Here is a 19,584-nt window from a genome sequence, read left to right on the forward strand (position 1 = left end):
ACCCAGGTCACCGGGCAGTCGTCCCCAGTGCCGGCCACCGTGCAGGCCTCAGCTGACGCGGGTCACCGGGCAGTCGTCCCCAGTGCCGGCCGCCGTGCGGGCTCCGCTGACGGCGGCCACCGGGCAGTCGTTCGCCGTGCCGTCAGCTGACGTTCTGATCCCGGGCACCGCCGCCGAGAGCCGCGGCGAGCTCGGTGGCCGCCTGCATCACCCGTGGCCCGACCTCCTGGCCGTCCAATGCGTGCAGGGACACCACACCGACACTGGCCCGCAAACCCGGGACGCCGCGCACCGGAGCGGCGATGCCGTGTGCTCCCGCCTCCAGCTCACCGACGCTGGACACCCAGCCCTTACCGCCCGGGCGGAGCGCGGACAACGTGAGAGCCTTGCCTGCCGCACCGCGGCCGATCGGGTGCGTCGACCCGACCCGGTAGCCGACGTGATAGCTGGTCCACGTCGGCTCCACGACGGCCACCGCACGGACCGTGTCGTTGTCCGCCACGGACAGATGGGCGGTCGCGCCGAGATCCTCGGCCAACTGCCGCAACACCGGGATGGCCAGCTCGCGCATCTGCGGGACGACCCGACCCGCGAGCCGCAACAATCCGACACCCAGCCGCACGCGGGAGCCGTCCCGGTACAACAGGCCGCGATCGCACAGCGGGCCGAGTAGCCGGTACACCGCGGCCCTGCTGACCCCGATGTGCGCGGCGAGCTGGGCAACCGTGCAAGCCTCACCCTCGGCGTCCGCCACCGCCTCCAGCAGTGCCAGACCCCGGTCCAGCGTCAGCGACGCCGGAGGTTGGCTCACAGCAACCCCAGCTCCTCGAAGTCGGTGACCGTCTCGCCGAACGTGGCCGAGCCGTAGCAGGCGAACAGCTCACGCACGGCCTTGGCCGCTTGGTCCGACAGCCCCTTGGCTTCCGCGGTCAGCGCATCGGCGTCGGTCGAGGACAGTGCATCCCGGACGTCGCCACCGGCCAGGCACCGCGCCGAAGCCACCAGCAGGTTCAGCGAGCCGTGGTGGGTGATGCCGGTGTCGGGGTCGGTGTGCCGGACGGCCCGATGCAGGCTGTTGGTCGCCTTGAACGAGGCACCCGTGACACCCGCGACCACGGCAAGGAAGTCGGCCACCTCGTCCACGCTGGGGAAGTTCTCCGGCGACTGGCCACCGCAGCGGATCTTCGGCCAGCTGCCGTGCTCGATCACGTTGCGCACGCCGTCCAGCCAGCCTTTGCCGCGCCGCGGCTCGACCACCCGCACGACGTCCTCGGGCACGAACTCCGACACGCGCTCCAGCCAGACGTCGTCGACGTCCGACGGGGCGGGCATCTCGACCATGTGCAGGTTCAGCAACTCGGCGCGCGACTCCACGATGGAGATCGCCTTCGGCACCCCGCCGAGACCGGTGTCGATGACCAACGACAACGGCAACGGGGTGGACGGGCGGATCTTGATCAACTCGGTGATCAGCTCCGGCAACCGCGACGCCGGGCACAAGAACAACCCCAGGACACCCGAGTGCGGCCCGGTCCGCGCGTCCAGGTAACTGTGCAGCGCTTCCGCCATGCTCGCCGTGCCGGGTGGGAACAACGCGGAGTCGTCTACCAGCTTGCTGAACAGGGGCGGAGTGGGGCGAGGTCCTTGAGGCATGACTTCCGCTGGGCTCGACACGGTTGACACGCTAGTATCGTACTTTATTCGGACAACTTGCCCGATTATCGAACACCTTCGGCGCAACCGGTGCGCCGCTCCGCCCGGTCGAAGGCGAGGTGTCGCCTGCCCGGGAAGGTCCGGCGATCCTCCCCGGCACGATCACCGCCGCCCGACCGGCCGCAGCACCATCACCACCTCCGGCCGACGTGATCAGTCCAGCGCCAATCGCGCCACGCGCCCGTCCTGGCCGGACGCCCAGCAGGCCCCGTCGGACGCGCAGTCCACGGTGTCGAAGCTGCCGTCGTCGAACTGCCGCCAGGTCACCCCGCCGTTCAGGCTGACATCGCTGCCCGTCGGACCGACGGCCAGCGCCACGTTGCCGAACCACGGGTGGTAGGCCACCGCCGACCGGTACCCCCGCGGCGCATTGTGCGGCTCACGCCAGCTCTTGCCACCGTTCCGGGTCAACGCCAGGGCGTCGGCGCCGTTCGTCGGCTCCACGTAGTCGCCACCGATCGCGATCCCGATGCGCGGGTTCCGGAACGCCACCGCGAAGACACCCGCGCTCTCGCTGCTGGCCAGCGGCGTGGTGGACACCGTCCAGGTGTGCCCGCGATCGGCGGAGTGGAAGACCCGAGCCTCGTCACCACCGCCGCTGGCGATCCACGCGTCCCGCTTACCCGCAACGGCCAGGCACTGTCCGCTGGCGGAGAAGCCGTACTCGTTCGGCAGCGCGGGCGGCATACCGTCGGACGGCACGATGCTCCACGTCTTGCCGCCGTCGTGGGTCTCGATGAGCCGGAACTTGCCGTCGACCGGGTCGCTGACCGCGAGCCCGTTCTTGCGGTCGAAGAACGACACGCAGTTGTAGAAGGCCGTCGGCTCGGCGTTGGTGAAGACGTTGTCCCACGTCTTGCCGCCGTCGGTGGTGCGGTAGATGCGCGAGTCGCCACCCTCACCGATGCTCAGGATGACCGCGGTCCTGGCGTCGAAGGCTTCGATGTCCCGGAAGTCCAGGTCTTCGGCTCCCTCGGGCCCGACGGACTCGAACGTCTGCCCTCCGTCGGTCGTCCGCAGCACAGTGCCGCCCTGGCCGCTGGTCCACACCACGTCGTTGCTCACCACCGACAGCCCACGGAATTGCGCGGTCGTCCCGGTTTCCTTCAACTCCCAGCGCAGGTCCACGCTCGATGCCGCGGTTGCGGTCGGCGCGACGAGCACGGTGGTGGCGGCGACGCCGGCAAGTACGGCAGCACGCAGGGTCTTCATGGTCCTGACTCCCTCGTCCGATGGCCCGGATGTGACGGCCAGCGAGCAACCTAGCCGAACGCGTGCCCGACGCCCAGATCTGAAGGTTTGATCTACCGCCTGGCCGGGTAGAACTCACGCACTATGACCACAGGAGAAGATGATTTCGCCGATCGCGAAGAAGAGATCGTCGAGCAACCCGACGGCCGGATCCGTGTGGTGCGGACCCTCAACACGGTGATCCGGTTCGTCACCGGGCTGTTCGCGCTGGTGCTGGTGCTGCACATCGTGCTGGTGGCCGCCGGAGCGAACTTCGGCAACGCGTTCGCCTCGTTCGTGCGTTCGTTCGCCAACGCCGTCTCGCTGGGGCTGAACAACCTGTTCACCTTCGACAACGCCACGCTCGAACTGGCCGCCAACCAAGGGCTCGCCGCCGTCCTGTGGTTGATCATCGGTGCCGCCCTGACCGCGTTGATCGCGGGCATTTTCCTGCCCGGCGCCACACGGATCGTCCGGCGACGCCGACGCGGCTGACCTCGATCGCGCCGCTAGTGTGGGCGCGTGGCGTCCACCCTGCGTGCGTGGCTGAATCCGGCCCGGCCGGAGTTCCCCGCGATGCTGACCGAGGAGCGGGATCGGCGCGCGGTTCGCATCGAGCTACTGATCGTCTTCGCGATCACGCTCGGGCTGTCCGGCGCGAGCAGCCTGCTGTCCTACCTGGACGGCCTGCTGCAACAGGCAGCGCTCGCCGACCAGAAGGTGGCGCTCAACGTCACCACGACCGACATCCAGCTGATCGACTTCTTGCGCCAGTTGCTCGGTGTCGTGCGGCTGGTCGGGTGGGGCGCGCTGGGCGCGTACCTGCTGTGGCGTTCCGGCATCGAGCTGCGCCGCATCGGTTTCGGTCGCACGGACAAGAAGGACTGGCTCGGCGGTGTCGGCCTCGCCGCGTTGATCGGCATCCCCGGGCTGGCGCTCTATCTGATCGCCTGGCAGCTGGGTCTCAACCGCGCGGTGCTGCCGTCGGCCATGGACGAGACGTGGTGGCGGCCGATCGCCCTCACGCTGTCCGCCATCGGCAACGCGCTCGCCGAAGAACTGCTGGTCGTCTCCCTGCTGCTCACCCGGCTACGACAACTGGGCGTCAGCGAGAACCGCAGCCTGCTCATCTCGTCGGTGCTGCGCGGCAGCTACCACTTCTATCAGGGCCTCGGCGGGTTCGTCGGCAACGTGGTGATGGGCCTGATCTTCGGTCGCGTGTGGCAGAAGACCAACCGGCTGTGGCCGCTGATCATCGCCCATGCCCTGCTCGACATCGTCGCGTTCGTCGGCTACTCGCTGTTGCGCGGGGTTTCCTGGCTGCCGGGATAGCGCCGTGGATCCACACGCTTACGCTCGCCAGGTCGTCCGCACACTGCGGGAGCACTTGCTGCCCGGATCGCTGCTCGGCGCCTGGCTGATCGGTTCGATCGCGTGGGACGACTACCGACCCGGCAGCAGCGACGTCGACATCCTCGCCGTGGCCGAGACCCAACCGGAGCCCGTACGTCGCGCGTTGGCCGACGCCCTGATCGCCTTGCCTTGTCCGGCCAGACAACTGGAGTTCGTTCTGTACCCGCCGGGGCCGGATCAGCCGTCGCGCTGGCAGCTGAACGTGAACACCGACCCGGTGCGCGTGTCGACCGACCCGGCGACCGAACCGGCGCACTGGTTCGTGCTGGACATCGCGATGGCCAGGGAACGCGCCATTCCGCTGTACGGGCCGCCCGCCCACGAGTTGCTTGCTCCGGTGCCGCCGGAGGTCGTCCACCGGGCACTGAACGACTCGCTGGACTGGCACGACGCCAATGAGCGCACCCAGCCCAATGCGGTGCTCAACGCCTGTCGTGCCTGGCACTACGCGGAAACCGGGAGGTGGGCGTCGAAGACCGCGGCGGCGCTGTGGGCTCGAGAGCGGGTGGCGGACCCCAGCAAGATCGACGCCGCTTTGGCGCGACGAAGCGGCGTCGAGAACCCTAAACTCAGCGGGTGAGCCAGACACCCAAAGCCACCCCGCACGTCGACAGTGAAGTAGGCCCGCTGCGCTCGGTGCTGTTGCACCGCCCGGGAGACGAGCTCAAGAGGCTCACCCCGCGCAACAACGATTCGCTGCTGTTCGACTCGATCCCGTGGGTGACCCGCGCGCAGGAAGAACACGACCAGTTCGCCGAGCTGCTGCGCTCGCGCGGCGTGGAAGTGCTGCTCCTCAACGACCTGCTCACCACGGCATTGACCGACGAGCGGGCGCACGCCGCTGGGGTGGACATCGCGGTCGACCCGCGCCGCCTGGGCCCGAGCCTGACCGATGTGCTGCGCAGCTACCTGTCCTCCGTCGACGCGCAGACGCTTGCCCGGGTGCTGATCTGCGGGATGACGTTCGAGGAGCTGCCCGCCCACGAAGGCGCCTCGCTGGTGCGCAAGATGAACCATCCGCACACGTTCGCCATCGACCCGCTGCCGAACCTGCTGTTCACTCGCGACTCGTCGGTGTGGATCGCCGACCGGGTGGCGGTGGCGTCGTTGGCGATGCCCGCCCGCGCCAGGGAGACCGCACTGCTCGACGTCATCTACGCCTACCACCCACGCTTCTCCACCGCAGGCCGCGCGTACGGCTCGCACCACGCTCCCGTCGAAGGCGGCGACGTCCTGTTGCTCGCCCCCGGTGTGGTGGCGGTCGGTGTGGGTGAGCGGACCACGGCCGCCGGCGTCGAAGCGTTGGCGCGGTCGCTGTTCTCCGACCAGGCGGCGCACACCGTGCTGGCCGTGCCGATCACCCAGACCCGCGCGACCATGCACCTGGACACCGTCTGCACGATGGTTCACGCCGACGCTGTGGTCATGTACCCGCCGACGCGAGACTCCCTGGAAGCGTTCACGCTACGGTCGGCGGACTCCGACGGTGGACAGCTGCAGATCGAGGGGCCGGAGCCGTTCCTGGCCGCAGCCGCCGATGCGATGGGCATCGACAAACTGCGGGTCATCGACACCGGGCTCGACCCGGTGACCGCCGAGCGTGAGCAGTGGGACGACGGCAACAACACGCTGGCGGTGGCGCCCGGCGTGGTGATCGGTTACGAGCGCAACGTGGAAACCAATGCCCGGCTGGAACAGGCCGGGATCGAGGTGCTGGCGATCGCCGGATCCGAGCTGGGATCGGGGCGTGGTGGTCCGCGTTGTATGTCGTGCCCGATTATTCGGGAACAATTTTAGGCGAGGCTTACCAAAGTTAGATCCCCCTCGCCGATGTTAGGCTTGCCTGGGTGGAAAGGCGCAGGTCAGGGCACGTATGGTCGGAGTATGCCACTCACCAAGAAAAATCCTCGATCCAAATTTTTCGAGCTGCTCCAGGACCAAATTCAAAACGAGTTTCACGCGTCCCAGCAGTACATTGCGTTGGCGGTGTGGTTCGACAACGAAGATTTGCCGCAACTGGCCAAGCATTTTTACCGCCAGGCGGTGGAAGAACGTAACCACGCGCTCGCCATGGTGCAGTACATGCTGGACACCGACCATCACGTGGAGATCCCCGGTGTGCCGGAGGTGCGCAACGAGTTCACCGCGCCGATCGAGCTGATCCAGCTCGCGCTCGACCAGGAGAAGCAGGTCGCCAGGGACATCGAGTCGTTGGTGCGGGCGGCCAGGGACGCCGACGACTACACCAGCGAGCAGTTCATGCACTGGTTCCTCGCCGAGCAGGTGGAGGAGATCTCGCAGATGAGCACGCTGCTCACGGTCGCCAAACGCGCCGGGGACGACGTGTTCGAGATCGAGCGCTTCCTGCACCGGGAGACGGTCGGCGACGGCGGCGATGCCGCCGACATGCCGCCGGTGGCCGGAGGGGCGCTGTAAGGGCCGTCGTAACGGGTTTGGGCGACAGCGCGCGGGTGTCTCTGCGTGGGCCGGCGTACGGTCGGGAACGCCGGGAGCCCGCTCACCGCAAGCCGCGGGGTCGGGCGTGCCGGAGAGGCGGCTCCAGACCAGCATCCGGTCGATGCATGCCGGGTGTCCCGCGGGCCAGGGTCGTCGGGCGTCTCGCCAGGCCCGGCCGGCTGCGGCCCCTACCTCAACAGGTCCCGTCGGTCAGCGCGAACCCGCTGACCTCGTCCCCGTCGGGCACCGCGAACTCGTACGTCGTCCCCGCCCCGGTGTCCGCTCGATACACGCCGTCGGACTCCGTGCCGTCCGGGTAGGTGTTGCGCAGCTCTTCCTTCGAAGTGCCCGAACCAACCCCCTCCGGCGTGCGGCCGTTGTTCCCGGCCGAGATGCGTCCGACACCGGACTCGGAGATCGTGAGGGCGCTGACCTGATCGTCGCGGGTGGACAGCACATACGTCGTGCAGCCCTGCGGCGGCGCGGTGTTCTCACCGAGATAGCCGGCTTTCCGCACCTCCTCGTACGACATCCCCAGCTCGATCGGCCCCCACCCGCTCGGACCGATCGGCCCACTGGCGTACAGCGGCACATTCGGCACGTCCGGTGAGCTGTCCTGCGAGGTCTTCGACGGCGGTGGTGGCTCGCTGCGTGGCTCCGACTCCGGCGCTTCCTTCGTGTCGCTCTGCGTCGGCACCCGCTCCACCTGCGGTTCGCGTGACGGAGGCGCCACCGACGAGCTCTCCGCCGTCGACAGCGTCGGCCCTGTACCCGACGCGGCCACCGTGCCCTGCTGATCGCCATTGGGCGGCATCGCCATCACGGCGACGCCCACCGCGGCGACCGCGACCACCGCGAGGCCGCTGCCCACGACGGCCATCTCCCGGCGCCTGCGCACCCGACGGGCCCCGGAGACCACCGCGTCCCGCGCGCCCGGCGCGACGTGAACGGTCAGCCGCTCGTCGTCGAACAACCTGCGCAGGTCCGACACCACGTCGTGATCGGAACGCTCACTCACGGCTGACCTCCCTCCTTCGCTGCTCCGGCCAGCTTCTTGCGCAGTGAAGTGATGGCCTTGCTCGCCTGGCTCTTCACCGTTCCCGGGCTCACGCCCAGGCTGTGCGCTATCTCCGCTTCGGACAGTCCTTCGTAGTAACGCAGAACTATCACCGCACGTTGCCTCGGCGGCAGTTCGCGTAGCGCCTGCCACAGCGGTTCGTGCTCGAACGGGTCCGGATGCTGGTAGGTGTCGCGATTCTCCGGCAGCTCGGCGACCAGCTGCTCCCGCCGCCGCTTGCGCCACCGGGAGATGTGCGCGTTGGCCATGGAACGCCGCACGTAGGCGACCGGGTCGTCGGTCTTGCGCGAGATGCTGTTCCAGCGCGAACCGATCTTCTCCAGCACCGTCTGCACCAGGTCGGCGCCGTCGTGCGGGTTGCCGGTCAAGGCGTAGCCGTAGCGCAGCAGCCCAGGCAGCTGGGCATCGACGAACTCGCCGAAATCCCCCAGCTCGCGCGCCACGGCCCCGCCCCCCATCACCGCAAGGTCAGTTGCCGTCCGAGAATGCCGTCCCGAGCCCGCCGCTCCTCACCGGTCAACGGCTCGGCGGACAAGCTGGCCAGCGCCTGCTCCAGCCGCTCGCCGAACCGCTCGACCGGCTCGGCCCACTCGCGGGCATGCGCCTCACGGTCGACGTCCCACACCGGAACCAGCAGGCCGTGCGCGCGGAACGAGCCCGCATAGCGGGAATCCTCCCCGAGGTCCAGTTCGCCGCGTGCAGACAATCGCGCCAAGGCTTTGAGCACGTCGTTCTCCGGCTCCGGCCGGACCCACCGGATGTGCGCCTTCTCGCCGGTGTCCACCCAGTACACGGCCGGACCGATACGGTGCGTCGGCAGGATCGCCTCGTTGGCTCGCTCCAGCGACAGCTGCACCTCTTTGCTGGTCGAGTCCTGATCCTCGGGCAGCCACCAGGAGAAGTCGTCGTGCAGCTCCGGCACCAGCTCGGCGTCGGTCTTCACCAGATCCTGCAGTCGCTCGCCCTCCTCGGGCGGGCTCGTGGTGTCCGGCGCGGCGAGCACCTCGCCCTCCTCGGCCGCCAGCACCCAACGCAGGCTGCGCCCGATGTCCCGGCTGACATCACCCGAGCGGGTCTGCACCTGCATGGCCACGAACCGCTTGCCGTCCGCCCGCACCATCGCAGCGGCCGCCCCTGGCAGCACGGTCGCCAGCGTGACCTCGCCACCGTCGGCCAACGGCAGCTGCACGGTCGCCGACGGCACGAACTCACGCATCGCGATCAGCTCGGTCTCCGCGGCCAGGCCCTCGAACGGCTGAGCCACGAAGACGTCGCGGACCTTCTGCTTCTTCCTCTCCTCGGCCCGGCGTGCGGTACGCGCGCGGCGGGAACGCTTGGCCACGTGAAAACCTCCTCGCTGCGGGTTGTCGCCCCGGTTGGTTGAAACTACCCGGTGGCTAGCGGCGCGCCCCGGCCGGGCGGACCGCCCGCAGCGGGGGTGCCGCGGCGTCGGACCGCACGGCGACGACCTGCAGCCGCTTGCCGCCCAACGGCCGCTCCGGGGAGAGCAGCATCCCGATGCGTCGGATGACCAACACGGTGATGACGGCCAGCGCGGCCGCGGCCCAGTGGGTGATGCCGGTCAGCAGCACGGCGTCCGCCATGGCCTGCACGCCCTCGCCCATTCGCCGCCACAGCGTCACGGCCACCAGGACCGCGTTCAGCACGCACGCCGCCCACCACACCACGACCAGCCGCGACGGCCTCGGCCGGGAATCCGCAGGCTTGCCCATCGCCAAGTGCTCGAGCTCGGCGACCACCGGCCCGGCGAGCACCAGGGCGGCGAACGCCACCACGGCGACCAGCACCGGCGCGGCGATCACCACGACCAGCTGCGGCAACTCCACGCGGTACTCCACCGCCGCCACGACAGCGAGCAGGACCCACAGGCCGACCAGCCGGATTCCGGCAGCCACCGGACCGTAAGCGGGCTCGACGTCGGTAAGCCGGGACGCCTCGGCACGGGCCAGGTTCAGCCACCACAGCCCGAGCACCAGCGCGGCGAACAGCAGGATCGGGATCGGGTACCAGAACCCGGTCACCAGCCCGTCGGACAACCGCACGGACACCGTGCTGAGCGGTTCGTCCCGGCTGATCACCAGCAGCGCGTAGCGCCAGAACTCGGCGGCGCCCGCCAGCACCGCGAACACCGCGATCGCCACCAGCACGCCGACCGTCCACGTCCCCACCGGCCGAATCAGCTCGTCGGGCCGGGCGCGTGCGCTGCGGGTGCCCGGCACCGAGGTCGGCTGACGCCAGATCAGGTTCGGAAAGCCCCAGCGCGGTGGCGCCGGATACTTCGGCGGGCCGGTGTAGGGCGGCTCCGGCGACCGGCGACGCGGCGCAGCGCCGGGCGGCGGGCTCGCCGTCCAGCGGACCGAGAAGCCACGAGCCGGATCCAGCGTCATCGCAGCTACAGCACCGTCGGTTCGACGTTCGGGTCCTCGGCCACCACCGGCCTGCCCTCGGTCAGCCACGACTTCATGCCGCCCGCGACGTTGCACGCCTCGAACCCGTTGGCGTTGAGGAAAGCGGTGGCCTGCTCGGAGCGGCCGCCGGTGCGGCACACCACGTAGATCGGCTGATCGTCACCGAATTCGGCCAGCTCGGCCATCCTGGCGGGCAAGTCGCGCAACGGGATGTGCCGCGCGGTCGGCGCGTGACCGGCGCGCCACTCGTCGTCCTCGCGGACGTCGAGCAGTGGGAACTCGCCGTCGGGCAGGTCAGCCACCCGGGTGGTCGGTACGTCTTCGGCAAACATTGGCACGGTGCCGATGGTGCCACGATCGCCGTAGGGTTGGCGTCAATCGGGCCGGTTCCGGTGCTTACCCGGCGTGAGCCGGACGCGTTCCTCGGCCTGTCCGTACCGCGGAATGTCCTTGTCCCGCAGGAAGCCGNGCGGGNCGGGCGCGTGCATGCGCAGCATGAGGTCGTCGACGTCGGCGGACACGCGCTTGCGCGAAGCTTTGCTGACCACGATGGCCACCAGGAACGCCAGCGGCACGGACAGCAACGCCGGGTGGTCGACGAGCACCGGCGTCTCACCGCCGCGCAGGACGCCTGCCACCTTGAGGCCGACCGCGGCCAGGACCACCCCGCCGCCGAACACCATCGCGATCGCAGCGCCCTTGGCCTTGAGCCCGCGCCACCAGATGCCCAGCACCAGCACCGGGCAGAACGTCGAGGCAGCCAGCGCGAACGCGTACTCCACGGCGTGCGCCAACTCCAGGCGCGGCGCCACCAAGGCCACCCCCAGCGCGGCACCGGCGATGAGCACCGCACCGAGGCGGTAGTTGCGCAGCCGCTCGGGCAACAGGCCGGTGGAGATCACGCCCGCGACGCTGAACACCAGTCCGGACGAGGCCGCCAGGACCGCGGAGAACACGCCGGCGACCAGCACCGCGGTGAGGATCTCCCCGGGGAGGCCGTGAAGCACCGCCGAAGGCAGCAGGAGCACGGCCGTGTCGGTCTCCCCGGTCACCAGCAGACGCGGCACGTACAGCCGGGACAGCACCGCGAGCATGATCGGGAAGACCGCGAACAACCCGACGAACAGCAGCACGTGCAGCGTGGTCCGGCGCGCGGAGACGCCGTCCGGGTTGGTGTAGAAGCGCACCAGGATGTGCGGCAGGCCCATCGTGCCCAGCAGCAACGCCAGCAGGAGTGAGTACGTGCCGACCAGCTGCCAGGCGTCTCCGCCGCCCGGGTCCAGCCAGTCGGTGTTACCTGCGGGTTGGCCGGACACCACCGGCACCGGGGTTCCCGGCTGGAACGACAGCGTGGTGCCCGCGCCGACGTGCAGCGGGCCGCGCTGCGGCGACCACGTCGTGGTGCCGTCGGTCGGCTCGCCGTCGATCTCGCCCTTGGCCTCGAACTCGATCGGAGCGTCGACATTCAAGGTCACCGGCTGCTGCATGCGCACCGTGGTGGGCTCGTTGAACACCGGCGGCGAGGGCGACGTGATACCACGCGGCGACCCGTCCGGGCCGGCGCTGACGAACACCGCGAGCAGCACCAGGGTCGGCGCGATGATGGCGAACATCTTCAGCCAGTACTGGAACGCCAGGGTGACGGTGATGGCGCGCATGCCACCGCCGAGCACGGTGATCAGCACCAGCACGGTCAACGCCACCGGGCCCGCCCACTCCGGCCCACCGAACAGCGTGCGAGCGGCCAGCTCGGCGCCGTGCAGCTGCGGGATCAGGTAGAGCACTCCGATCAGTGCCGCGATCAGCGACGACAGCCCGCGCATGCCCCGGCCGGGAACTCTGGCGTCGATGAAGTCCGGCATCGTGTACGCGCCGGAACGCCGCAGCGGCGCGGCCACGAAGATCAGCAGCGCGACGAAGCCCGCGGCGAAACCGATCGGGTACCACAACCCGTCCGCGCCCTGGGAGAGCACGGCACCGGTGATGCCGATGAACAGCGCCGCACACAGGTACTCGCCGGACATCGCGGCGGCATTGCGCCGGGAACGCACGGTCCGCCTGGCGAAATCGAAACTCTGGCCGCTTCTGGTCGAGCGCCTGCCGAGTGCGTACGTCACCACCGCAACCACCGACAGGGCCACCACAGCGGCAATCTGCAGATCGGTCATCCGCGATGCTCGATCATGTCCACGAACGCCCGCTCATGGCGTTCGGTCACCCGGATGTACAGCAGCCCGATGCCACCGAGCACGGGGAACGGCGCCACCCCCAGCAACAGCCAGGCCAACGGCACGCCGACGACCTCGAGTCGCGCGAAGCCGGGCGCCAGCCACATGGCGAGCGGCAGGCCGACCACCAGCACCAGCACCGCCAGGGCGAACAGGATCCCGATCACCAGCAGGCCGCGGATCTGGTCGGCGATCAGCGTGGCGCCCCAGCTGGTCTTCTCGGCCAGCTCGGCCCGCGAGTGCAGATGCGGCCGGACCGGGGCGACCGGGCCGTCGTTGAGCACCACGCGCTGGCGCTTCGGTTTGGTCGGCGGGTCGATGTCCGCCTTCGCATGCGCGGGCGACCCCGGCACCCGCTCGACCGGGATCGGCTTCATCTCCGGACGAGAGCGTCCCAGCGTGGGGTCGGGCGTGCGTACCCGCGGCCACCGCGGCGACGAGGTCCGAGTGGCGTCGTCCATGGTCAACTTCTCAGATTGCCGGTGAGCCGATCCTTCAACTCACGTGTGTGCCTTCTGCTGACCGGTAGCAGTTTCTCCTCGTTGCCGATCACCACCTGGTAGCCGCCCTGCCCCATCCGCAGCTCGGTGATCAGCCGCAGCGCCACCAGGTACGACCGGTGGATCCGCACGAAGCCTGCCTTGCCCCAGCGCTCCTCCAGCTGCGCCAGCGGGATGCGTACCAGATGCGACGAGCCGTCGGTGGTGAACAGCCGGGCGTAGTCGCCCTGCGCCTCCACCCAGCGGACCTGCGAGCGCGGGATCAGCTTCGTGGTGCCCGCCAGCTCCACCGGGATGACCTCGTCGTCGTTCGGTGCCGCGCGGTCCTCCTGCGGCGCGCCGTAGCGCTCCCGCAGCTTGGCCCGCACCCGGTCGATCGCCTTGTCGATCCGCGGCTGCTCGTACGGCTTGAGCACGTAGTCCACCGCGCCGAGGTCGAACGCGTTCACCGCCTCGTCGCCGTGGCCGCTGACGAACACCAGCAGCGGTGCCGGGTTCAGCGCGGCGAACACGCGAGCCATCTCCATGCCGGTCAGGCCGGGCATGTTGATGTCCGCGAACACCACGTCCACCGCGGGCAGGCCCGCGTTGCGCCGCTTGGTCAGCAGCGGGTGCTCGGCCGAGATGATGCGCAGTGCCTCAGACGCGTCGACCGCCTCGAAGATGTGGCCGATGTACCGGTTGGACTCAAGCCGGTGCTTGAGCATCTCCATACCGGGCTTCTCGTCGTCCACGGCGATGGCGACCAGGCGCCGTGTGTCGTCATGAGTACTCACAGTGACAAGCATCCTGCCTAGTGCAGGTACAGATGTCTAGGTCGGAACGAGCGTTGTTGGTGTCTGCCTGCAGCGTTCACCAGACGCTAAGTTCCTGTCACGCAACGCTGTTGTCGCAGGGAGATCATAAACCGAAGCGCGACCACGCCGCTCGGTGCTCCACCGCGGTCAACAGCGCGTCGATGCCGGCGGCCGCCGGGCCGCCCAGCCCGAGCCGGGCCAGCAACGGCTTCTTCGGCTCGGCCACGGTGATCTCGGCCTCCGGGTAGCGCTGTTTGACGACCTCGCGCAGCGTGCCGATGCCGTCGATCAGGCCGAGCTCGTGCGAGCGCGGGCCGAGCCACACGTCACCGGTGAACAACTCCGGGTCGTCCTTGAGCCGCTCACCCCGACGCTGCTTGACCCAGTCGACGAACAGCTGATGCAGCTGGTCGTGCATGTTGCGCAGCCACTCGACGTCCTCCGGCTTCTCCGGCTCGAACGGGTCGAGCCTGCGCTTGTTCTCGCCCGCGGTGTACAGCCTGCGCTCGATGCCGAAGCGGTCGATGAGGCCGGTGAAGCCGAACCCGCCGGAGACCACGCCGATCGAACCGACCAGCGACGTGCGGTGCGCGTAAATCTCGTCGGCCGCGCAGGCCAGCCAGTACCCGCCGGACGCGGCGACGTCCTCGCAGAACGCGAGCACCGGGACTTTCTTCTCGTCGGCCAGCTCGCGGATGCGCTCGGCGATCAGCCCCGACTGGGTGGGGGCGCCGCCGGGCGAGTTGACCAGCAGCGCGACCGCCTTGAGCCGGTCGTGCTCGAACGCGCGGGTGAGCGCCGACTCGACGGTGTTGACGTTGAGCACGCCGCGACTGAACGGCGACGCCTGAGGAGTGATCACCCCGTGCAGCTTGACCACGGAGACGACGTCGGTCTTGTCCCCGCGGTCGGCGATCTTGGGCAACCGGGCGGTCAGCTTCTCGGCAACGCTCATGAGCCCCAGGGTAGCGAGAAAAGGCGACCCCCTGGGCTTCTCGCCGGCTGGACTACGGCCGGCGCCCAGGGGGTCGGGTAACTGCCTGGTATTCGCTGCTGACGGACAGCCACCTCACAAGTGATATCCGCTGCTAGCGGACAGCCACCTCACGAGTCCAGTAAGCCTTCACTGTTTGGACCACCTCCTCTCCCGTGTGCCGTCAACGGTAGGTAGCCCCTTGCTGTGGTGGCAACTGCATTTCCTGCGCGGTCCGCCTGCCCCGGCGACGTCGTGGCTGTTTCCACTCCTCGGTCGGCGGGTCCTGGCCGTGTCCGGTCCGCGTCGGCAGTCTGCGCGGCCGCGGACGCTGTACGGGCTTCTGTTGTTGCGGCGGCAGCAGCGGAGAACGGCCGGAGTCGCGTTCTTCCTTCGCCGCTTCGTATCCGGGGATGTCCGGCCGCACGCCCGGCGCGAACTTCGGCACCCGCAGCGTGATCTTCATGCCCGCACCCACCGCGGTCTCCACGATCACCGGGTACTCCGGGCCGAACAGCTGCCGCATCCGCTGGCTGATGTTGCCGAGGCCGACGTGTTCGCCGGTGCGGTGTGCCGAGGACAGCTCCTTGAGCTTGGCCGGGTCCATGCCGACGCCGTCGTCCTCCACGATGATGACCGCGTCGTTGCCCGCGTCCTCGGCGATCACGGTGACCGTGCCACCGCCAGGTTTGCCGGACAACCCGTGCTTGACCGCGTTCTCCACCAGCGGCTGCACGATGAGGAACGGCACCACCACGCCGAGCACCTCCGGCGCGATCTTCAGCCGGACGTTGAGCCGATCACCGAAGCGCGCGGACTCGATGGTCAAGTAGCGGTCGACGTTGCGTAGCTCCTCGGCCAGCGTGGTGAACATGCCGGAGCTGCGGAAGCTGTAGCGGGTGAAGTCGGCGAACTCCAGCAGCAGCTCGTTGGCTTCCTCCGGGTCGGTGCGGATCAGCGACGAGATGGTGTTCAGCGCGTTGTAGACGAAGTGCGGGGAGATCTGCGCCCGCAGCGCCTTGATCTCCGCCTGCTGCAGCGCCGACTTCGACTCCTCCAGCCGCGCCAGCTCGAACTGGGTGCGCACGAACTGCGCCACCGCGTCGGCCATCTCGATCAGTCTGCGGCTGCGGCTGCGGCCGACGACGATGAGGACCGCGTCGGTGCGGCCTTCGACGATCAGCGGCACGATCACCGCCGACCGCATCCGGCACGAGCTGCGGTGCGTGCAGGGCAGCTTCTCGTGCGGGACCAGTTCCCTGCGGTGTCCTTCCCGGGCGGACGCGATCGCCGGCTCGAGGTCGACGTAGTGGTCGGTGGCCTCGCCGTCCCAGCTGTGCAGCACTCCTGCGCCGTCGGTGATGCCGACCGCCACACAGTTCAGCAGTTGGCGTAGGTGGCGCGTGATGCGGTCGGCGGCTTCCTGGTTGAGGCCCTCACGAAGGTCCGGCGCGGCCAACGCCAGCCGGTGCACGGCGTGCAGTACGGCGTCCTCGGTCGCCTTGCCCGGTCGACGCGAGCGGAGCCACACCACCAGCGCGATGACGATCGCGACAGCGGCAACCGCCCACCCGAGCAGCTGCGATAGCGGAACGTTCGGCACCTGTCAATGTTCCGGTTTCGCCGCGCGTGAGACAAGTGCACTGCGTAATCTTGCCGTTCGCGTCGGTGAAATCACTTGAGTAGACGATCCATCCTGCGGTCCGACAGCGGCTTGCCCTTGGTCTGGCAGGTCGGGCAGTACTGGAACGACTTGTCGGCGAACGACACTTCGCGGATCTTGTCCCCGCACACCGGGCAGGGCAGCCCGGTCCGCCCGTGAACCCGCAGGCCGGAGCGCTTTTCTCCCTTCAAGCGGGCGGCCTCCTGGCCCACCGAGCGGTCCACCGCGTCTCGCAACACGGTGACCATCGCCTCGTGCAGCCTGTCGAGCGCGTCGTCGTCGAGGCGGCCCGCCGTGGCGTACGGGGAGAGCCGGGCCGTGTGCAGGATCTCGTCGGAGTACGCGTTGCCGATTCCGGCGATGAGGCGCTGGTCGGTGATCGCGTTCTTCAGCCGTTCGGTACGGCCGGCCAGCAGTTCGGCCAGGTCGTCACGACTCAACGTGGCGGCGTCCGAGCCGAGCGTGGCGACGCTGGCGACGTCGTTCGGGTCTCGCACCAACCAGACCGCCATGCCCTTCTTCGTGCCCGCTTCGGTGAGGTCGAAGCCAGGGCCGCCGAGGTGTACGCGCAGCGCGATCGGGCCTTTGCCCGGCCGCAGCGGCTTCGGCGACAGTTCGTCCGACCAGCGCAGCCAGCCCGCACGGGCCAGGTGCATCACCAGGTGCAGGTCGCCGAGGCTGACGTCGAGGTGCTTGCCGTGCCTGCCCACATCGGTGACCTCGCGCCCGTGCGCCGCGGTGATCGGCGGGTCGAACGTCTTCAGCACCGACAGCGAGGCCACGTCGATGCGGGCAACCACCCGGCCGACCGCGTGCTCGCGGAGGAAGTGGGCGAGCGCTTCGACCTCGGGCAGTTCGGGCATCGGGTTCGCCTACTCGACCGGCCGTAGCGGCCCGTTGATGTCCGGCAGCGAGTGCGACTCGATATCGTGCTGCACCCGCCGGAGCTCGGTGTTGACCTTGAACATGCCGCGGACGGTGCCGACCCAGCGTTCCGGCTGTGGGTCCTCACCGTCACCTTCGGCTTCCGCCACCACCCGCCACGGACGGCGCAGCACCCAGCGCACCGGGAAGAAGAGGATGACCAGCGCTATCAGCAGCGCCACCCACGTGGGCACGACAACCGAATCCGGCATCCACAGCAGCAGGGTGGCGGCGAACACCACGACGAGCACGACCATGACTGCGGCTGAAACCTGGCCACCCGTGACGTCGTGCTCGAAGTCGTCTGCGGTGGCTGGTGTACGCCACTCCAGTTGACTACGCAGAGTCCATTCCCGGCCGTCGGCTCCCGTGACCGACCGCTCGGCCATTCCGTCTCCTCTCGGATCGCCGTCTGTCGCACACCATTGTGGCGCAATCCGGCGACACCGAGAGACGGCAATCGGGCGGCATTCCGTCGGCGTGGTTACTCAGCGCAACAACTCGTCGGGAGCAGCTGGGTGCGGTCACGTGATCGCCCGGTCTGGCCCGCTCAGGGCGCCCGTCGACAGTGGCCGCTCGAGCAGCGCTGTGCCCGTCGAGCCGCGGTCAACACTCGTCGTGCCAGTAGTAGGTGTAGGAGGTCTCCTCACCGCTGTCGTAGCGGTAGATCGTCCGCTCGTAGCCCTCGCCGTCCCGGTAGGAGTACTCGTAGGTTTCAGTGCGGCCTTTCGACTGGTTGTAGACCTCGTAGTATTCGTAGTCGTCGACGCAGTCGTGCGCCACGTCGTCGTAGGAGGTGCGTGGCGGTTCTTCCGGCGCGAGTGCCGGCTTGTTGACCGGTTCCTCCGGCTGGTCGCCCGGGGTGGATTCGGGGATCTGGCTCGGCGGGCCGCCGGACGGCTTCTCGGCGCTCGGGTCGGGAAGGTCGCGGATGGCTTCGACGTCCTTGCGCTGCGTACCGGGCGTCAGCGGGACTTCGGCCTCGGCGGTACCGGAGAGCTTGCCCGTGGCTTCGGTGGCTTGGGTTTCCGGTGAGCCACCCGTGGAACGCTCCGCGCGGTAGGGGTCGTGCTGCGGCGTCCGGTTGGTTTGGTGCGGTGCCCGCTTCGTCGTCCTGCGGCTGATCGAGGACACGTCCTCGCCGGATCCGCGCTGCATCGTGGGCTCGAGGTGGTTGTAGCCCTGCTGCCCCTGCAGGCCCAGGACGTCGACGGCGGAGTCGTTGATCACCGGGCCCGCACTCAGACCCAGTACCCCGACCACCGCCGTCGACGCCACCGCCGCGCCTATTTTGATTTTGGCTCCGGTGAATGCGCTCTTCAGCGCGGCGACCTTGCCCGGGGCCGCAGCCGTGCCGGTGCCCGCGGCAAGGGCGCCCGCGCCGGTGATGGCGGGCAGGGCGACCGCGATGGCTCCGGCGTGCGAGCGCAGGGAATGACAGACGTCGCGAAGTTCGTCATGGGTGGAGCGGCAGCCCGAGCAGTTGCCGAGGTGGGCAGCGATGCGTGCCGCTTCTGCCGGGGTGACCGCGCCTGCGGTGTAGCTGCCGAGCTTGTCCAGGACCGAGCGGCAGCTCGTGTTGCTCTTGTGGGTGCTCAAGTGCGCCTGGAGATAGGCGGCGCGCAGGCCCTGCCGGGCGCGACGGGCCAGGGCTGCCGTGGCGTTGGGACTGAGGCCGAAGTGCGGCGCCACCACCGCAGGCTGGGCACCCTCGACCTCGGTCCGCCAGAGGACGGTGCGCCAGCGCTCGGGCAGGCTGGTGAACGCGCGGGTGATGAGCGTGTATTCGGCCGAGCGGGCGCCTGCTGGTTCGGTAGCGCCGGCGCGGCTGGTCAGCTCGTCGTCGGTGACGGGGACGTCTTGCGCGGCGCCCTTCCACTCCCATGCGACCCGGCGAGCCACCGTGAGGAGGTATCCGCGGACGTTGTCGTGCGGGCCGTTGCCGCGTTTGATCGCGCGCAGCACGCGGAAGAAGGTCTCGGCGGTGATGTCCTCGGCTTCGCTGGCGTCATTGGCCAGGCTTCTCGCCAACCGGCGCACCGCCGGCGCGTGCTGTTCGAACAGCTCGCCGAACGCCTCGTCCTGCCCCCCACGCAGACGAGTGAGCAGCTCCAGCTCATCCGTCCCCTGCGTCATCCGGCCAGGTCCCTCCTCGCCGATACGTGATCGGCAGCCCCGA

General features: G+C 69.3%; 21 protein-coding genes. 5 read left to right on the top strand and 16 right to left on the bottom strand.

What is annotated here, in order from left to right:
* Window positions 1-142: 142 nt before the first annotated feature.
* The 3 genes from YWM_RS0116385 to YWM_RS0116395 all read right to left on the bottom strand — a co-directional run bounded on the left by YWM_RS0116385 (window position 143) and on the right by YWM_RS0116395 (window position 2,925).
* Entirely contained in the window at window positions 143-811 is a 669-nt protein-coding gene (locus YWM_RS0116385; protein ID WP_028851610.1) for an IclR family transcriptional regulator, read from the bottom strand.
* The gene (locus YWM_RS0116390) at window positions 808-1,653 is read right to left on the bottom strand and encodes a hypothetical protein (RefSeq protein WP_281168839.1); all 846 of its coding nucleotides are present in this window, start codon (window positions 1,651-1,653) and stop codon (window positions 808-810) included. The genes YWM_RS0116385 and YWM_RS0116390 overlap by 4 nt, the downstream gene beginning before the upstream one ends.
* 213 nt (window positions 1,654-1,866) lie before the next feature.
* A complete protein-coding gene (locus YWM_RS0116395; RefSeq protein ID WP_028851612.1) occupies window positions 1,867-2,925 on the bottom strand; it encodes a WD40/YVTN/BNR-like repeat-containing protein in 1,059 nt (352 codons plus the stop codon).
* Between the two features lie 123 nt (window positions 2,926-3,048).
* Between YWM_RS0116395 and YWM_RS0116400 the strand changes: the two genes are divergently transcribed.
* The 5 genes from YWM_RS0116400 (at window position 3,049) to YWM_RS0116420 (ending at window position 6,792) form a co-directional block, all read left to right on the top strand.
* Window positions 3,049-3,438, top strand: a complete 390-nt coding sequence (locus tag YWM_RS0116400; RefSeq protein WP_028851613.1) for a hypothetical protein — start codon at window positions 3,049-3,051, stop codon at window positions 3,436-3,438.
* 27 nt (window positions 3,439-3,465) lie between these two features.
* On the top strand, window positions 3,466-4,275 hold the full coding sequence (locus YWM_RS0116405) for a CPBP family intramembrane glutamic endopeptidase (protein WP_028851614.1): 810 nt from the start codon (window positions 3,466-3,468) through the stop codon (window positions 4,273-4,275).
* Window positions 4,276-4,279: 4 nt separating this feature from the next.
* Window positions 4,280-4,936, top strand: a complete 657-nt coding sequence (locus YWM_RS25335) for an aminoglycoside adenylyltransferase domain-containing protein (RefSeq protein WP_052345001.1) — start codon at window positions 4,280-4,282, stop codon at window positions 4,934-4,936.
* Complete coding sequence (gene arcA / locus YWM_RS0116415) at window positions 4,933-6,153, top strand: arginine deiminase (RefSeq protein WP_084612471.1); 1,221 nt, start codon at window positions 4,933-4,935, stop codon at window positions 6,151-6,153. The genes YWM_RS25335 and arcA overlap by 4 nt, the downstream gene beginning before the upstream one ends.
* 87 nt (window positions 6,154-6,240) lie before the next feature.
* Complete coding sequence (locus tag YWM_RS0116420; RefSeq protein WP_028851616.1) at window positions 6,241-6,792, top strand: ferritin; 552 nt, start codon at window positions 6,241-6,243, stop codon at window positions 6,790-6,792.
* A gap of 214 nt (window positions 6,793-7,006) precedes the next feature.
* Here the strand turns inward: YWM_RS0116420 and YWM_RS0116425 are convergent, their stop codons facing one another.
* From YWM_RS0116425 to YWM_RS24135, 13 genes are all read right to left on the bottom strand, one after another.
* Entirely contained in the window at window positions 7,007-7,831 is an 825-nt protein-coding gene (locus tag YWM_RS0116425; RefSeq protein ID WP_028851617.1) for a hypothetical protein, read from the bottom strand.
* The gene (locus YWM_RS0116430) at window positions 7,828-8,349 is read right to left on the bottom strand and encodes a SigE family RNA polymerase sigma factor (protein ID WP_052345003.1); all 522 of its coding nucleotides are present in this window, start codon (window positions 8,347-8,349) and stop codon (window positions 7,828-7,830) included. Before YWM_RS0116430 ends, YWM_RS0116425 begins: the two co-directional genes overlap by 4 nt.
* Window positions 8,349-9,233: a DUF5926 family protein gene (locus YWM_RS0116435; protein WP_028851619.1), complete on the bottom strand. Its 885-nt coding sequence runs from the start codon at window positions 9,231-9,233 to the stop codon at window positions 8,349-8,351. The genes YWM_RS0116430 and YWM_RS0116435 overlap by 1 nt, the downstream gene beginning before the upstream one ends.
* Window positions 9,234-9,288: 55 nt before the next feature.
* Window positions 9,289-10,299 carry a DUF4328 domain-containing protein gene (locus YWM_RS0116440; RefSeq protein WP_028851620.1) on the bottom strand — a complete coding sequence of 337 codons (1,011 nt, stop codon included), beginning with the start codon at window positions 10,297-10,299 and terminating at the stop codon, window positions 9,289-9,291.
* Window positions 10,300-10,304: 5 nt separating this feature from the next.
* Entirely contained in the window at window positions 10,305-10,652 is a 348-nt protein-coding gene (locus YWM_RS0116445; RefSeq protein WP_028851621.1) for a rhodanese-like domain-containing protein, read from the bottom strand.
* Window positions 10,653-10,694: 42 nt separating this feature from the next.
* Window positions 10,695-12,488 (bottom strand): sodium/solute symporter, encoded by a 1,794-nt coding sequence (locus YWM_RS0116450; protein WP_043661415.1) that lies wholly within the window; start codon window positions 12,486-12,488, stop codon window positions 10,695-10,697.
* A complete protein-coding gene (locus tag YWM_RS0116455; RefSeq protein ID WP_028851623.1) occupies window positions 12,485-13,009 on the bottom strand; it encodes a hypothetical protein in 525 nt (174 codons plus the stop codon). Before YWM_RS0116455 ends, YWM_RS0116450 begins: the two co-directional genes overlap by 4 nt.
* A 2-nt stretch (window positions 13,010-13,011) precedes the next feature.
* Window positions 13,012-13,836, bottom strand: coding sequence for a LytR/AlgR family response regulator transcription factor (locus tag YWM_RS0116460; RefSeq protein WP_043661418.1), 825 nt, complete (start codon window positions 13,834-13,836; stop codon window positions 13,012-13,014).
* Window positions 13,837-13,948: 112 nt separating this feature from the next.
* Window positions 13,949-14,800 carry a S49 family peptidase gene (locus YWM_RS0116465; protein WP_028851625.1) on the bottom strand — a complete coding sequence of 284 codons (852 nt, stop codon included), beginning with the start codon at window positions 14,798-14,800 and terminating at the stop codon, window positions 13,949-13,951.
* Window positions 14,801-15,002: 202 nt separating this feature from the next.
* Entirely contained in the window at window positions 15,003-16,421 is a 1,419-nt protein-coding gene (locus YWM_RS24130; RefSeq protein ID WP_084612472.1) for a histidine kinase, read from the bottom strand.
* A 71-nt stretch (window positions 16,422-16,492) separates the two neighbouring features.
* Window positions 16,493-17,344, bottom strand: coding sequence for an Fpg/Nei family DNA glycosylase (locus YWM_RS0116475; protein ID WP_028851626.1), 852 nt, complete (start codon window positions 17,342-17,344; stop codon window positions 16,493-16,495).
* Between the two features lie 9 nt (window positions 17,345-17,353).
* Window positions 17,354-17,794 (bottom strand): hypothetical protein, encoded by a 441-nt coding sequence (locus tag YWM_RS0116480; protein WP_028851627.1) that lies wholly within the window; start codon window positions 17,792-17,794, stop codon window positions 17,354-17,356.
* Between the two features lie 217 nt (window positions 17,795-18,011).
* The gene (locus YWM_RS24135; RefSeq protein WP_052345005.1) at window positions 18,012-19,541 is read right to left on the bottom strand and encodes a sigma-70 family RNA polymerase sigma factor; all 1,530 of its coding nucleotides are present in this window, start codon (window positions 19,539-19,541) and stop codon (window positions 18,012-18,014) included.
* Window positions 19,542-19,584 lie beyond the last annotated feature (43 nt).

Origin of the sequence: Thermocrispum municipale DSM 44069, from assembly GCF_000427825.1 — a bacterium.
In the GTDB taxonomy this organism is placed as follows: Bacteria; Actinomycetota; Actinomycetes; order Mycobacteriales; family Pseudonocardiaceae; genus Thermocrispum; species Thermocrispum municipale.

Coding starts and splice junctions, on each gene's coding strand:
- YWM_RS0116390 (WP_281168839.1), bottom strand. CDS start 1,653: ATGCCTCAAGGACCTCGCCCCACTCCGCCCCTGTTCAGCAAGCTGGTA.
- YWM_RS0116395 (WP_028851612.1), bottom strand. CDS start 2,925: ATGAAGACCCTGCGTGCTGCCGTACTTGCCGGCGTCGCCGCCACCACC.
- YWM_RS0116400 (WP_028851613.1), top strand. CDS start 3,049: ATGACCACAGGAGAAGATGATTTCGCCGATCGCGAAGAAGAGATCGTC.
- YWM_RS0116420 (WP_028851616.1), top strand. CDS start 6,241: ATGCCACTCACCAAGAAAAATCCTCGATCCAAATTTTTCGAGCTGCTC.
- YWM_RS0116430 (WP_052345003.1), bottom strand. CDS start 8,349: ATGGGGGGCGGGGCCGTGGCGCGCGAGCTGGGGGATTTCGGCGAGTTC.
- YWM_RS0116440 (WP_028851620.1), bottom strand. CDS start 10,299: ATGACGCTGGATCCGGCTCGTGGCTTCTCGGTCCGCTGGACGGCGAGC.
- YWM_RS0116445 (WP_028851621.1), bottom strand. CDS start 10,652: ATGTTTGCCGAAGACGTACCGACCACCCGGGTGGCTGACCTGCCCGAC.
- YWM_RS0116455 (WP_028851623.1), bottom strand. CDS start 13,009: ATGGACGACGCCACTCGGACCTCGTCGCCGCGGTGGCCGCGGGTACGC.
- YWM_RS0116460 (WP_043661418.1), bottom strand. CDS start 13,836: ATGCTTGTCACTGTGAGTACTCATGACGACACACGGCGCCTGGTCGCC.
- YWM_RS0116465 (WP_028851625.1), bottom strand. CDS start 14,800: ATGAGCGTTGCCGAGAAGCTGACCGCCCGGTTGCCCAAGATCGCCGAC.
- YWM_RS0116475 (WP_028851626.1), bottom strand. CDS start 17,344: ATGCCCGAACTGCCCGAGGTCGAAGCGCTCGCCCACTTCCTCCGCGAG.
- YWM_RS0116480 (WP_028851627.1), bottom strand. CDS start 17,794: ATGGCCGAGCGGTCGGTCACGGGAGCCGACGGCCGGGAATGGACTCTG.
- YWM_RS24135 (WP_052345005.1), bottom strand. CDS start 19,541: ATGACGCAGGGGACGGATGAGCTGGAGCTGCTCACTCGTCTGCGTGGG.